Annotated in this window: 11 protein-coding genes; all 11 read left to right on the forward strand. The window is 38.3% G+C overall.

Annotation, left to right across the window (positions count from 1 at the left end; translation table 11 throughout):
• Positions 1–12: 12 nt before the first annotated feature.
• The 11 genes from dapA (at position 13) to ymfI (ending at position 15,136) form a co-directional block, all read left to right on the forward strand.
• Positions 13–912, forward strand: a complete 900-nt coding sequence (gene dapA, locus ACIQXJ_RS02140; RefSeq protein WP_340825775.1) for a 4-hydroxy-tetrahydrodipicolinate synthase — start codon at positions 13–15, stop codon at positions 910–912.
• 409 nt (positions 913–1,321) lie between these two features.
• Positions 1,322–2,989, forward strand: coding sequence for a ribonuclease J (locus ACIQXJ_RS02145; RefSeq protein ID WP_403049072.1), 1,668 nt, complete (start codon positions 1,322–1,324; stop codon positions 2,987–2,989).
• A gap of 311 nt (positions 2,990–3,300) precedes the next feature.
• On the forward strand, positions 3,301–5,595 hold the full coding sequence (locus tag ACIQXJ_RS02150; RefSeq protein WP_403049075.1) for an FtsK/SpoIIIE family DNA translocase: 2,295 nt from the start codon (positions 3,301–3,303) through the stop codon (positions 5,593–5,595).
• A gap of 198 nt (positions 5,596–5,793) precedes the next feature.
• Positions 5,794–6,522, forward strand: coding sequence for a GntR family transcriptional regulator (locus tag ACIQXJ_RS02155; RefSeq protein WP_139860220.1), 729 nt, complete (start codon positions 5,794–5,796; stop codon positions 6,520–6,522).
• 53 nt (positions 6,523–6,575) lie between these two features.
• Positions 6,576–7,658: a BMP family lipoprotein gene (locus tag ACIQXJ_RS02160; RefSeq protein WP_403049078.1), complete on the forward strand. Its 1,083-nt coding sequence runs from the start codon at positions 6,576–6,578 to the stop codon at positions 7,656–7,658.
• A gap of 395 nt (positions 7,659–8,053) precedes the next feature.
• Positions 8,054–9,601: an ABC transporter ATP-binding protein gene (locus ACIQXJ_RS02165; RefSeq protein ID WP_403049081.1), complete on the forward strand. Its 1,548-nt coding sequence runs from the start codon at positions 8,054–8,056 to the stop codon at positions 9,599–9,601.
• A complete protein-coding gene (locus ACIQXJ_RS02170; RefSeq protein ID WP_340825769.1) occupies positions 9,601–10,647 on the forward strand; it encodes an ABC transporter permease in 1,047 nt (348 codons plus the stop codon). The genes ACIQXJ_RS02165 and ACIQXJ_RS02170 overlap by 1 nt, the downstream gene beginning before the upstream one ends.
• Before the next feature lies 1 nt (position 10,648).
• Positions 10,649–11,608: an ABC transporter permease gene (locus tag ACIQXJ_RS02175; RefSeq protein ID WP_401009426.1), complete on the forward strand. Its 960-nt coding sequence runs from the start codon at positions 10,649–10,651 to the stop codon at positions 11,606–11,608.
• Positions 11,609–11,841: 233 nt separating this feature from the next.
• Complete coding sequence (yfmF, locus tag ACIQXJ_RS02180; RefSeq protein ID WP_403049084.1) at positions 11,842–13,113, forward strand: EF-P 5-aminopentanol modification-associated protein YfmF; 1,272 nt, start codon at positions 11,842–11,844, stop codon at positions 13,111–13,113.
• On the forward strand, positions 13,110–14,408 hold the full coding sequence (yfmH, locus tag ACIQXJ_RS02185) for an EF-P 5-aminopentanol modification-associated protein YfmH (RefSeq protein ID WP_403049087.1): 1,299 nt from the start codon (positions 13,110–13,112) through the stop codon (positions 14,406–14,408). Before yfmF ends, yfmH begins: the two co-directional genes overlap by 4 nt.
• Complete coding sequence (gene ymfI / locus ACIQXJ_RS02190) at positions 14,408–15,136, forward strand: elongation factor P 5-aminopentanone reductase (RefSeq protein WP_403049090.1); 729 nt, start codon at positions 14,408–14,410, stop codon at positions 15,134–15,136. Before yfmH ends, ymfI begins: the two co-directional genes overlap by 1 nt.
• Positions 15,137–15,166 lie beyond the last annotated feature (30 nt).

Consider the following 15,166-nt stretch of genomic DNA (forward strand, 5'->3'; position numbering starts at 1 on the left):
AGGGGTGTAAGGATGAATTTAGGTCGAATTGGAACGGCAATGATAACGCCGTTTAAGGAAGATGGTACGATTAATTATCCGGAATTAGAACGTATTATTAATTACTTAATAGATAATGGCACGGATTGCATTGTTGCATGTGGCACAACCTCTGAAAACCCAACTATGACCACAGAAGAAAAAATTGAAGTAGTAAGATTTACAGTAGAGAAAGTCGCAGGCCGTGTACCAGTTATTGCGGGTACAGGGGATAATGAAACGGCTTATTCTATCGCGATGACGCATAAGGCTGAAGAAAATGGTGCAGATGGTATTATGTTAGTAGCACCTTATTATAATAAGCCAAACCAACGAGGTATTTACGCGCACTTTGAAACTATTGCAAAAGAAACTAGGCTGCCTGTAATGCTTTATAATGTACCGGGACGTACAGGTGTGAACGTTGCATATGAGACGTCTGTTGATTTAAGTAAAATTCCTAATATCTCTTGGATTAAAGAGGCGAGCGGGAATTTAGATCAAATGGGCGATATTATTGAAAACGTTGAAGCTGTTGATAATTTCTTTGTATATAGTGGAGATGACGGATTAACATTACCGCTGCTTGCAATAGGGGGCGCGGGAGTAATTTCAGTTGCGTCGCATGTCGTTGGAAATGATATGCAGTTAATGATCCGAATGTTTGAAGAAGGAAATCACAAGCAAGCTGCGAAAATTCACAGAGCATTATTACCATTAGTACGTGCATTGTTTGCGCAACCGAATCCTTCACCAGTAAAATACGCCATGACTAAATTAGGCTTTGATACATTAAATGTTCGTCTACCAATGGTAGAAATGACGGATGAAGAGAAAGCAAACTTTGATTTAGTATGGGAAACATACCAAGAAAAAGCGAAAAGCTTTAGATAGTGATAGATGATACTATAGACAAACTCAGCTATACGAGTTTGTCTATAGTTTTTTTATCATTGCGGTGCCAGGCACTCAAACAATTTCTCTGCGATTTGCTGAGGTGCCAGGCACTCAAACAATTTCTCTGCGATTTGCTGAGGTGTCAGGCACTCAAACAATTTAATGATAAGCTAAGTGAAATTCCACGAAGACTCCTGCGGGACCAGCCCAGAACGTAAGACGCAACAAACCGCGCGCACGCGAGGGTTGCGGCTTACACTGTGCCCACGGAAAGCGGAGTGGATTTTTACGCCATAGGGGTTAAAATAATCGCATTACCTATATTTTTAATTTGTGCAAAAGCTTTGCAAACCGTATAATGAAAATAAGTGGTTGCTGTTCGGGATATTTTTTAGGAGGAAACAAATTGACAAAAAAGAAAAATGAACTAATTCGCATCATTCCACTAGGTGGCGTGGGCGAAATCGGAAAAGCAATGTGTGTAGTAGAAATTGACGAAGAGCTATTTGTAGTAGATAGCGGTTTAATGTTCCCAGAAGACGAGATGCTGGGCATTGACATCGTAATTCCTGATATTACGTATTTAGAAGAAAACAAAGAGCGTGTTAAGGGGATTTTCTTAACACATGGTCACGAAGATGCTATTGGTTCAATCGCTTATATTTTACAAAAAGTGAAGGCACCAGTGTACGGATCAAAATTAACTATTGCGCTCGCAAAAGAACATTTAAAGGAATTACCTGCACCACATCAGGTGAAATTCTTTGAAGTAACAAATCGAAGCCGTATGAATTTCAACTCTACGTATGTGACATTCTTCCATACAACACATAGTATTCCCGATTCATTAGGGGTTGTGTTCCATACTTCTGAAGGGGCGATTGTTCATACAGGGGAGTTTAAATTCGATCAATCTGCGACAGGTAAGTTCAAGCCAGATTTAGCAAAAATGGCGCAATTAGGTGAAGAAGGCGTATTTATTTTACTTTCTGAGTCTTGTGAAGCAGAGCGACCAGGCTATACGACATCTGAAATTGTGATTGAGGAACAACTATCAAAAACTTTCCATTCAGCACCAGGTCGTATTTTAGTAGCTGTATACGCATCTAACTTCATTCGTATTCAACAAGTATTAACGCAAGCTCAAAAATCATTCCGTAAAGTGGCGATTGTAGGGAAACCTCTAGAAAAAGCTGTTGATTTAGGTGTACAGTTAGGTTATTTAACGGTTGAAGAAGATACTATTATTCCTATCTCTGAGATGCAAAAATATCAAGAAGAAGAAATTATTATTATCGCAACAGGTAATAGAGGCGAACCGTTAGACGCGCTGGAAAAAATCGTTCGTAAGCATCACCGAGATATTAAAATTAAACAAAATGATACAGTACTCATTACGTTTACTCCGTCTCCAGGTATGGAAGTACAAATGGCTAACACGATGAACTCTATTGCAAAAGCAGGAGCTGAAATTTTGACATCGAGCAAAAATGTCCATGTTTCAGGGCACGGCAGCCAAGAAGATTTAAAGCTAATGCTGAATTTAATGCAGCCGAAATACTTTATCCCTGTTCAAGGTGAATATCGTATGCTTATTGCTCACTCTAAGCTAGCTCAACAGTTGGGTATGCAAAAATCACAAATTTTCATCGCCGATAAAGGTGATATAGTAGAATATAAAAACGGTAAAATGCGTATGAGCGGTCGAGTACAAGCTGGCAATGTATTAATTGACGGTATTGGTGTAGGCGATGTTGGAAACATTGTTTTACGTGATCGTAAATTATTATCCCAGGATGGTATATTCATTGTTGTTGTCACATTAAACCGAGCACAAAAGAAAATCGCATCAGGTCCCGAAATCCTATCGCGTGGTTTTGTCTATGTACGTGAATCAGAGCAACTGATGGTGGAAGCATCTGAAATTGCGAAAAACGTCATTGAAAAATACGTTGGAAAAGATACATTTGAATGGACAAACATTAAACAAGAGATACGAGATACATTGAATACTTATTTATTCCAAAAAACGAAGCGCCGCCCAATGATTATCCCAATCATTATGGAATATTAAAATTTTAACCGACTATTTTACGCACGTTGCTAATAACGTGACATTTACGTAGCGTTGCCTATTGAATTTTCAAAAGGTTTGCGGAATGTCCTATATGGAAATGCGATATTGCTTAAGCAAGCAACCTTTAAAAAATGGACTTGCCCTATAGTGAGAGTTGTATTTTAGAGCAAGGTAAGGAAAAGTAGCGAAGAAGAAAGGATTTTCTAGCCGATTAAAAACGGTGGAAAATCCTTTTTTTGAAATAATCGGGTTCTACATGATATTATTCGCTACATATATAGAATGGATTGCAAAAGAAGGTGAAAAAGATGGCAAGTAGTAAAAGAAGAAAAACAACAAAAGCAAAACCAACTTCTGTCAAAAAAGAAATGCATCCACTCATGTACGAAATTTTAGGGCTCATCTTAATCGCAATTGCGGTCATTATGATTTTTGAATATGGCATGATTGGACGTATTTTACAAACAATTGCCATGTTTCTTTTAGGGAATTTACATTTTGCAGTGCCATTTATGCTGATATTTGTGGCATTGCTATTAATGATTGGGCAGAAAAAAGTAAGTATGAAAGACAGACTTATTTTAGGGATGCTTTTAATTGTGATGAGCTTGACTATTTTTAGTCATGGAATTTTATTTGAGCAATTATCAAAATCAGGTGGATTATTATCTGAGTCGGTTCTGAGAGAGTCGTGGCGAATATTAATTAATTCAGAGGGTGTGGTTCATCGCAGTGATGCACTTGGCGGCGGAATGGTAGGTGCATTATTATTTAGTGGTCTTCATGTATTATTTGAAGCGACAGGTGCGAAAGTGGTTGCTTGGGTTATTTTCTTTATCGGTTTAATTTTAGTGACAGGTAAGGCACTCGTTCCGTATTTAGCTGAAAAAATGCCTGTACTTTTTGGGAAATGGCAAAAAAAACAGCGAGAAAAGAAAAAAAATGCACCAAAGAAAGCAAAAAGTCGTCGTTCAAGAGCAGAAAGTACGGCAGACGAAGTTGCAGCGGTTGATCATGCTCATGAAGTACATGAGGAAGAGGAAGTTTCTCATGAACCAATTATCTCAGCCTTTACACAAAATGTATCACATGAACGAGAACAGATATCGCCAATTGCTGAGCACGTAGAAATTGAAGAAGGAGAGCTTATTGATGACGTCCACATTGGAAGTGCAGATGCTGTAGAAAATGCTGATTATCAGCTTCCCTCATTCAATCTTTTGCAAATGCCTCCACAGCATGACCAAAGCGGTGAATATTCCGTAATTCAGGCAAATGCGAAAAAGTTAGAGCAAACTTTGCAAAGTTTCGGGGTAAAGGCTAAAGTGACGCAAGTCCATTTAGGACCTGCTGTTACGAAATATGAAATATTGCCAGATATTGGCGTGAAAGTAAGTAAAATTGTTAACCTTCAAGATGACCTCGCTTTAGCACTTGCAGCGAAGGATATTCGTATGGAGGCACCGATTCCTGGTAAATCGGCAATTGGTATTGAAGTTCCTAATAGTGAGGTAGCAATCGTGACATTGCGAGAAGTGCTGGAATCAAAAGATGGAGCGAAGCCAGATTCGTTGTTACAAGTAGCGTTAGGTCGTGATATTACTGGACAAGCCGTGTTAGCAGAGCTAAATAAAATGCCGCACTTACTTGTAGCGGGTTCAACGGGCAGCGGGAAAAGTGTGTGTATAAACGGCATTGTCGTATCCATACTAATGCGAACAAAGCCACATGAAGTCAAGCTTATGATGATTGACCCGAAAATGGTGGAATTGAATGTCTATAATGGAATTCCTCATTTGTTAGCACCTGTTGTAACCGATGCTCGAAAGGCGTCACAAGCACTTAAAAAGGTAGTATCAGAAATGGAACGACGCTATGATTTATTTTCACATACGGGCACTCGAAATATCGAAGGCTATAATGGTCATGTACAAAAAGTAAATGAACAAACAGAGGAAAAGCATCCGAAGTTGCCGTATATTGTAGTGATTGTTGATGAGTTAGCAGATTTAATGATGGTAGCCTCAAATGACGTTGAAGATTCCATTACGCGTTTGGCGCAGATGGCTCGTGCGGCCGGTATTCATTTAATTTTAGCAACTCAAAGACCAAGTGTAGACGTTTTAACGGGTGTTATTAAGGCGAATATCCCTTCACGAATAGCATTTGCAGTGTCATCAGCTATTGATTCGAGAACGATTTTAGATATGGGCGGGGCAGAGCGTTTGCTTGGCCGTGGCGATATGTTATTTTTACCTGCTGGTGCTTCTAAACCTAAACGAGTGCAAGGTGCTTTTTTATCTGATCAGGAAGTTGAAGCGGTTGTAAATTTTGTTATAGAACAACAAAAAGCACAGTACCAAGAAGAGATGATTCCGAGTGAAGAAGAGACAGTTTTAGAAGAAACGGATGAATTATTTGACGAGGCAGTCCAATTAGTTGTCAATATGCAGACAGCTTCGGTGTCCATGTTACAACGTCGTTTCCGTATCGGCTATTCTCGTGCTGCTCGCATAGTAGATCAGATGGAACAACGCGGTATTGTCGGGCCTCCAGAGGGCAGTAAGCCTCGACAAGTGCTTATTCATCAGTATGATAATTGATTCCTTAAAAAGGAAAAACAATCATTTTTTTCAGAATTTATGTCCAAATGTTTGCGACTAAAAGGAGGAAAAAATGATTTCTATAATTGATTTTGCTTAAAATAGTTTATTTCATTCTGCAAAAATGTTATATTTATGAACGATTAGTAGGAATGTTGTACATCAGATGTCTGATCTCTGATTTTGGTGGTGATTTATGTGACTATAAAAGCAGATCATCGTCATCTCTATCTTCAAGTAATTGATCGTTTAAAGTCTGACATTGAGACGGGCGTTTTTAAAGAAAATGAAAAACTTCCTTCAGAGTTTGAATTATCGAAATCACTAGGGGTAAGTCGAGCAACACTTAGGGAAGCGCTTCGACTGTTGGAAGAGGAAAATGTGATTGTGCGTCGACATGGGGTTGGCACGTTTGTAAATCCTAAACCGTTGTTTACTTCAGGCATCGAGCATTTATCTAGTATTTCTTCTATGATCGAAACAGCAGGTATGGAACCAGGGTCTCGTTTTTTAAAGGCAACGGAGAATATCCCTTCTGATGAAGATTTAAAACGCTTCCAATGTGATGGCGAAGATAAAATACTCACGATTGAACGCGTCAGAACAGCAGATGGTGAGCCAGTAGTTTATTGTATAGACAAATTACCAGCAAGCTTCCTGCCTACTGACTTTGTTGACAAAAAAGAAGTTTCACTTTTCTCTGCACTTGAACAATCGGGTAAAATTCATGTTGCCTATGCTGTAACTTATATTGATCCAGTAGGGTATCATGAACAAGCATCACCGATACTAAATTGTGGTCGTGAAACTGCTCTTTTAGTATTGAAACAGCTCCATTATGATGATAATGATCAAGTAGTGCTGTATTCAAAAAATTATTTCCGAGCTGATAAATTCAGCTTCCATGTAGTACGTAAACGGGTGTAGAACATTTCTAAATTATTTTCCTGCTAATTACAATACCTCGGGGGGTTAACAAAATGAAAAAACGTAAATTTGGTTTAGTATTATCTTCAGTTTTAGCTGCAAGTGCAATTCTAGGTGCATGTGGTGCGAAGGACGAAGAAAAACCTGCAAAAGACAATGCTGCATCAGGAGACAAAAACACTGAGGAAACTTTCTCAGTAGCGATGGTTACTGACGTAGGTGGCGTTGACGACAAATCATTTAACCAATCTGCATGGGAAGGTGTTCAAGCTTATGGTAAAGAACACAACCTATCAAAAGGTACTGGTGGTTTCGACTATTTACAATCAGCATCTGATGCTGACTATGAAACAAACTTAAACAGCTTAATCCGTCGTGACTTTAACTTAGTATTCGGTATTGGTTTCATGATGGCTGATGCTGTTGAAGCGATTGCAGCTGACAATCCAGATAACCACTTTGCATTAATCGATGCTGAAGTAAAAGCTGATAACGTTGTAAATGTTCTTTTCAAAGAGCAAGAAGGCGCATTCTTAGCGGGTGTAGCTGCTGCTAAAATGTCTAAATCAGGTAAAATCGGATTTGTAGGTGGCGTAGATATTCCAGTTATCAATCGTTTTGAAGCTGGTTTCGTTGAAGGCGCTAAAGCTGTTAACCCTGATATCGAAATTCAACGCAACTATACTGGTGCATTTGACAAAGCGGATCTTGGTAAAATCGCTGCAAACAGCATGTACTCTTCAGGTGTAGATATTATCTTCCACGCTGCTGGTGCAACTGGTAACGGTGTATTCTCTGAAGCTAAAGAACGTAAAGCAAAAGATCCTGATGCAAACGTTTGGGTAATCGGTGTAGATGCTGACCAATACGATGAAGGTAAAGTTGATGATAAAACAAACATTACTTTAACTTCTATGTTAAAAGGTGTTAACTCAGCAGTAGTAGACCTTTCAAACAAAGCGAAAAATGGTGATTTCCCAGGTGGTACAACAGTTGTCTACGGTCTAGCTGAAGACGGCGTTAAACTTGCTGACTCTCGTGGTGCAATTCCAGCAGACGTACAAGCTGTTATTGACGAATATAAAGAAAAAATTTCTAGCGGTGAAATCGTAGTTCCAGAAAAAGTGGAAAAATAATTCATCTCTTAATCATCATAAGGGCTTTACAATTGCCCTTATGATGATTTTTCAATCTATCGTTATATTTCGACTATTCGTAATACTCTGTTTGGATATATTTTATTCTTCCATATTAAAATAAGATTATTATATTATCATAAGCTTAAGATAATGATGGTACCAAGTTAATAGAAGAAAGGTTTCTAACGATGACCTTTCCTGTATTAATTTATTTTTCTGTTAGAAAATGCCTTACCTTTAGGTGAGGGTCAATACAGGTGTTTTTTTATTTAAAGAAATTGCAACGCTTTAGAATAAAGTTAAACCTTAGGCTGAATTGCAATAGAGGCAGGTAGAAATACACTAGAGTACAATTGTTTTAGAGAAAATTGCCTAATAAGGGAGTGACAATATTGGAATACGTGATTGAAATGCTTGGAATCCGCAAAGAATTTGGTGATTTCGTAGCAAATAATAACATCACCCTCCAACTAAAAAAAGGCGAAATCCATGCACTACTAGGAGAAAATGGTGCTGGTAAATCGACTTTAATGAACGTACTTTTTGGTCTGTATCAGCCAGAGGGTGGAGAAATTCGTGTTCGTGGGAAAGCTGTTAAAATTACAAACCCTAACGTTGCCAATGATTTGGGGATTGGCATGGTGCATCAACACTTTATGTTGGTGGAAAACTTTACAGTGACAGAAAACATTATTTTAGGTTCTGAACCTACAAAGATGGGCGTAGTCAATATTAAAGACGCAGCGAAAAAGGTGCAAGCGCTTTCTGAGAAATATGGTCTAGATGTAGATCCGAATGCAAAAATCGAAGACATCACAGTTGGAATGCAGCAACGTGTCGAAATTTTAAAAACGCTTTATCGCGGTGCTGAAATACTAATTTTCGATGAACCGACTGCTTCTTTAACGCCCCAAGAAATCACTGAACTGATTCAAATTATGCGTCGATTAATCGCTGAAGGTAAATCGATTATATTAATTACGCATAAGCTTAAAGAGATTATGGATGTTTCAGACCGAGTAACAATTATTCGTAAAGGTGAAGGAATTGGGACGGTTGTTACGACTGAGACAAACCCTAACCATTTAGCTGAATTAATGGTTGGTCGTCAAGTAGAGTTTAAAACAGAAAAAATTGATGCAAATCCAACTGATGAAGTACTTTCAATTGAGAATTTAGTCGTAACTGACTATCGAAATATCGATAAAGTAAAAGGTCTTAACCTTAATGTACGTAAGGGTGAAATTGTTGGTATCGCTGGTATCGATGGCAATGGACAATCTGAGTTAATCGAAGCAATTACAGGCTTGCGTAAAGCAAAAGGCGGAACAGTGAAGTTTAACGGCAAAGATGTTACGAACATGAAACCGCGTAAAATTACTGAACAAGGTGTTGGACATATTCCGCAAGATCGTCATAAGCATGGTTTAGTACTCGACTTCCCAATCGGTCATAATATTGCACTCCAAACATATTACCAATCGCCAATTGCAAAAGGCATTGTAATGGACTATAAAAAAGTATCAGAAAAAGCGAAGCAAATTATTAAAGAATACGATGTACGTACAGGTAATGGCGAAATGACGCCTGCACGAGCTTTATCAGGTGGTAACCAGCAAAAAGCGATTATTGGTCGTGAAATTGACCGAGATCCAGACTTATTAATTGCGGCACTACCGACACGTGGACTTGACGTAGGGGCAATTGAATTTATTCACTCTCGACTTATCGAGCAACGTGATAAAGGAAAAGCCGTATTATTAATTTCTTTTGAATTAGATGAAGTAATGAATGTGTCAGACCGTATCGCCGTTATTTATGATGGTCAGATAGTGGATGAGTTAAATCCAAAAGAAACAACAGAGCAAGAGCTTGGTCTATTAATGGCGGGACAAAGTAAAAAAAATAGCACAAATATAGCGAAGGAGGGGAACGACTAATGTCAAATCGTGTCATTAATATACTCGTTCCTATCATCTCGATTATTATCGGTTTAATTGTAGGTGCTATCGTAATGGTAGTCAGTGGCTATGATCCTATACAAGGTTATAGTGCTCTTTGGACAGGTATTTTTGGAGATTCATATTCAATAGGGAACACAATTCGTCAAATCACACCATATATTTTGGCGGGTCTAGCGGTAGCTTTTGCCTTCCGTACAGGTTTATTCAACATTGGTGTTGAAGGTCAGTTAATTTTAGGTTGGCTTGCAGCAGCATGGGTAGGTTATGCTTTTGAACTACCAAAAATCATTCATTTACCATTAGCATTGCTAGCAGCAGCAGTGGCTGGTGCATTTTGGGCCTTTATTGCAGGTTTCTTAAAAGCGAAATTTAAAGTCCATGAAGTAATTGCGACAATTATGTTAAACTATACAGCACTTTATATTGCGAACGCTGTTATTAAAAAATTGTCAGATGGTAGCTTTAAAACAGAACGTGTTCTTGAATCAGCTTCATTACGTTCTCCGTTTTTAAGAGAGCTTACAGACAATTCAAGTCTTCACTATGGGATCCTAATTGCACTTCTTATGGTAGTTGTAATGTGGTTCATTTTAGAAAAAACAACACGTGGTTATGAGCTAAAAGCAGTTGGCTTTAACCATAATGCAGCAGAATATGCTGGTATGAGTGTCAATAAAAATGTCATTTTAGCTATGACGATTTCAGGTATGTTTGCAGGTCTTGGTGGTGCGATGGAGGCGCTTGGTACATTCCAAAACGCATCGATTAAAGCTGGCTTCACAGGTATTGGTTTTGATGGTATCGCTGTTGCCTTACTTGGTGCTAATACACCACTAGGCGTAGTATTTGGGGCTTCATTATTTGGTTCGTTAAAATACGGTGCTCTTAACATGCCAAATGCTGCAGGGATTCCTGAGGAAATCGTGTCTATCATTATTGCCTTAATTATCTTCTTTGTAGCATCAGGTTACGTTATTCGAGTAGGTTTACAAAAGTTAAGTAAGAAAAAGGAGGGACAATAACATGACCTTTTTAGAAATGTTATATTTCATCATCCCTTCTGCAATCCTATATGCGACACCATTAATTTTCACTGCAATCGGTGGTGTATTCTCTGAGCGTTCAGGTGTTGTTAACATCGGGCTAGAAGGTTTAATGATTGTCGGCGCATTTGTTGGTATTTTTGTCAATTTAGAGTTTGCAACACAGTTGGGTTCTGCAACAGTCTGGGTAGCAATGCTTGCAGCGGTTATTGTAGGGGGGATTTTCGCCTTACTACACGCGGTAGCATCTATCACATTCCGTGCCGATCAAACGGTATCAGGGGTAGCTATTAACTTACTTGGTTTAGCGGTCACTGTATTCTTAGTGAAATTGATTTATGATAAAGGTCAAACAGATATGATTGACCAACCAATTCGTCGTTTTGCTATTCCATACTTACAGGATATTCCGTTCTTTGGACGTTTATTATTCCATGACGTATATAGCACATCGATTTTAGCCTTTGCTGTAGCAATTGGTGCTTGGTTTATTATTTATAAAACACCATTTGGATTACGCTTACGTGCAGTAGGGGAACATCCAATGGCTGCAGATACAATGGGTGTGAAAGTTAATAAAATGCGTTATATTGCCGTTGTTATTTCAGGAGCACTTGGTGGTCTTGGTGGTGCGGTTTATGCGCAAACAATTACACATGACTTTTCACACGCAACGATTGCTGGTCAAGGTTTCATGTCACTTGCAGCGATGATCTTTGGGAAATGGCATCCAATCGGTGCACTTGGAGCAGCATTGTTCTTTGGTTTAGCGCAAACATTAAGTATTGCAGGGAACCAAATTCCATATGTGCAAGAAATTCCGGCAGTATATTTACAAATATTACCTTACGTGTTAACGATTTTTGCGTTAGCAGGATTTATTGGTAAAGCAAATGCACCAAAAGCTAGTGGTCAACCATATATTAAAGGCAAACGATAAGTCTAAGACAGCATGTTTATTCGTTGAATTACTAGACAGAGTCGAAAGAAATGAAGCGAGTAAACAAAAGACTGGGCAATCAAGCCCAGTCTTTTGCCTTATACAGATAACAATTGACAAGCTGATTTTCACTTTCCGTATACATACTTTGGTTTCTTTTTGCAATTATAGACAATAGACATGTATAGTATTTGTAGTACATTGTTATATTAAGAAAGATAGGAGGGTTTCATATGTTTAAAACAATACCTTTTGCAAAAGGTGTCAATTTGCATATCCGACAAACGACCCAATTTAAAACAGTAAATTTCTCGATTAAATGGAGAAGAGCATTAACAGCCAAATGTGCGTCTGAACGTACGGTGTTAACAAATGTATTGCAACACAGCAATGCAAAATATACAACAACTGCCGCATTTCGTAGTTTTTTAGATGACCTATACGGGACAGTATTGTATTTTGATACATCGAAGCGTGGTAACGAACATACGGTATTGATGAATATGGAAACCGTAAACGATCAATATTTGGCTAATACAAGTGTCTTAAATGACGTGCTAGGTGTAATGCATGCCGCAATTTTTGAGCCGAATTTAGAAAATGGTGTATTTAAAGAATCAATTGTAGAACGTGAAAAGAAAATGGTAATCCAACGTATCGAATCCATTTTTGACGACAAATCTCGTTTTGCACAAATGCGTCTGCAAGAAATATTACGCCCAAATGAGCCTGCCTCTATTTCGGCGAATGGTACAGTAGAAGACATTAAAAATATCACACCGTCATCTCTGTTGGCAGCGTACGAATCAATGCTAACGACTGACAAAATTGATATTTATGTTGCAGGAGATATCAATGAAGAAGAGCTTGTCGCAAAATTAAAAGAGGCTCTACCATTTAAGGACCGTATTCCTGAGGAAATTCCAACTGTATTGCCACAAAAACACCCACAAAATGATTATGTCCGTGAACAGCAAGAAATGAAGCAAGGCAAGCTGCATATAGGTTTTAGTACTCCTGTTCGATTTGGTGATGCAGATTTTGCAAAAATGCAGATTTTTAACGGTATTTTCGGTGGTTATCCGCATGCCAAGTTATTTATGAATGTTCGAGAAAAAGAAAGCCTGGCTTACTATGCTTCTAGCTCATATGCATCACACTATGGCTTATTATTCGTTGTGTCAGGTATTGAGGCGAAAAATGAAGAAAAGGCACTCAATCTCATTAAAGAGCAACTTGCTGTTATGCAAGCAGGGGAAATCACTGATTTAGAATTAGAACAAACAAAGGCGATGTTAACAAATCAGTTAAAAGAATCCCTTGATTCAGCGCGTGGTCAAATCGAAATTTTTGACCAATATAAAGATTTGCCTGAGGAGTTCTCTGTTGAAGCATGGGCAAATAAATGGCGAGCAGTAACGAAAGAAGATGTAATCGAAATGGCGAAGCAAGTGCAGTTAGAAGCGGTCTATTTCTTATCAGGAAAGGAGCAAGCTGCACAATGAAAACAATTGAATTCAAACAATTAGATGAAACACTTTACTATGAAAAATTAGAAAACGGCTTAGATGTATATATCTTGCCGAAAAAAGGCTTTTCAAAAACTTTTGTCACGTTCACAACGAAGTACGGCTCAGTAGACCGTACATTTGTACCACTTGGTGAATCGGAAAGTATTACAGTGCCAGATGGAATCGCTCACTTTTTAGAGCATAAAATGTTTGAAAAAGAAGACGGCGATGTGTTCCAAAAGTTTAGCGAATATGGTGCTTCAGCTAATGCATTTACTTCCTTCACTCGCACTGCCTATTTATTTTCTTCGACAGATAATATTTATAAAAGCACAGAAACATTATTAAATTTCGTCCAAGAACCTTACTTTACAGAAGCTACTGTTAACAAGGAAAAGGGCATTATTGGCCAAGAAATTACAATGTATGATGACCAACCAGATTGGCGTCTATACTTTGGTACGATTGAAAATATGTATCATAATCACCCTGTGAAAATTGATATTGCGGGAACAATCGAATCAATTGACGGCATTACGGCTGACCATTTATACACGTGCTACAATACGTTTTATCATCCTTCTAATATGTTGTTATTTGCTATAGGTGCTGTCGAGCCAGAAGAAATGATGGCGTTCATTCGCGAAAACCAAGGTAAAAAAGAGTTTCCAGAGCCAACACCAATACAACGCTTCTTTGATGAAGAGCCAACAGATGTTGCCATTAAAGATCGTACATTACACATGGATGTTCAAAAGCCTAAGGTCTATATGGGTTTAAAAGCGAGAGAAACGAATTTGTCTGGTCGTGAAATGTTAAAACATGAGCTATCGGTACAAATTGCTTTAGAACTTATTTTTGGTCGAACTTCTAATTTTTATGAACGTGTGTATGAGGAAGGTTTGATTGATGAATCGTACGCATTTGACTTTACTTTAGAAAATGGTTTCGGCTTTGCGTTAATTGGTTCTGATTCAACAGAACCAGATGCATTGGAAAAAGCTATTAAAGCTGAATTGGAAAAATACGAAAAAAGCGCGCAATTTGTAAGTGAAGATTTAGACCGCATTAAGCGTAAGAAAATAGGCTTTTTCTTACGTGCATTAAATTCAATTGAATTTATCGCAAACCAATTTACGCGATATTCGTTTAATGATATGAATTTGTTTGATGTAGTACCTGTCTTAGAAGAATTAACAATTGAAGATTTAACGAAAGCATTTGCTTCTATTCAAGGTGAGTCTCAACAAACTGTGTTTAAAGTTTTACCAACAGAGAAGGGCGCCTAGTGAAAAAGTTTGCCCTTATATTAGGTGCATCAGGTGAGATCGGTCGTGCTATTTGCCACAGTTTGGCAGAGGACGGCTGGTCTCTCTATGTGCATTATTCAAACAATGAGCAAATGGCTCAAACATTATGTGAAACGCTTGTTAGTCGTTTTCCTGCTCAGGAATTTATGCTTGTACAAGGTGATTTTACAAAAATAACAGCGGCGCAAGCGTTAGCTTCTCAAATATTTAGTGTACAGGCAATTGTTTTTGCTAATGGTCAGGCGCATTATTCCTTGCTGGAAGACACTACGGTAGAAGATATGGATGCATTATGGCGTGTTCATGTGCAAAATCCAATGCATTTAACGGCTTTATTATCCTCAAAACTCCGTACCCATAATGTGAGCTATGTGCTTTTTATCGGCTCTATTTGGGGTGAGGCAGGTTCTGCAGGTGAAGCACTTTATGCAACGGTGAAAGGCGCACAGCATGCTTTTGTGAAGTCCTACGCCAAAGAGGCTGCATTGTCTCGTATTCGTGTGAATGCTATTGCGCCAGGCTTTATTAATACTTCGATGAATAGCCATTTAAGTGAAGAGGAATTGCAATATATTTTAGACGATATTCCTTTAGGAGCGGTCGGTCAAACATCGGATGTAGCTGAAATGGTTCGTTTCTACCTATCCGGCAAAGCAGACTATGTGACAGGACAAATAATTCGATTAAATGGTGGTTGGTACATATAATAATTCTTTTTGCACATACTACATGTGTAA

Origin of the sequence: Lysinibacillus sp. NPDC097868, assembly GCF_044761135.1 — a bacterium.
Taxonomy (GTDB): domain Bacteria; phylum Bacillota; class Bacilli; order Bacillales_A; family Planococcaceae; genus Lysinibacillus.

Excerpts from the sequence above, each read along its gene's own strand:
- dapA (WP_340825775.1), top strand. The coding sequence starts at position 13 with ATGAATTTAGGTCGAATTGGAACGGCAATGATAACGCCGTTTAAGGAA.
- ACIQXJ_RS02150 (WP_403049075.1), top strand. The coding sequence starts at position 3,301 with ATGGCAAGTAGTAAAAGAAGAAAAACAACAAAAGCAAAACCAACTTCT.
- ACIQXJ_RS02160 (WP_403049078.1), top strand. The coding sequence starts at position 6,576 with ATGAAAAAACGTAAATTTGGTTTAGTATTATCTTCAGTTTTAGCTGCA.
- ACIQXJ_RS02170 (WP_340825769.1), top strand. The coding sequence starts at position 9,601 with ATGTCAAATCGTGTCATTAATATACTCGTTCCTATCATCTCGATTATT.
- ACIQXJ_RS02175 (WP_401009426.1), top strand. The coding sequence starts at position 10,649 with ATGACCTTTTTAGAAATGTTATATTTCATCATCCCTTCTGCAATCCTA.
- yfmF (WP_403049084.1), top strand. The coding sequence starts at position 11,842 with ATGTTTAAAACAATACCTTTTGCAAAAGGTGTCAATTTGCATATCCGA.
- yfmH (WP_403049087.1), top strand. The coding sequence starts at position 13,110 with ATGAAAACAATTGAATTCAAACAATTAGATGAAACACTTTACTATGAA.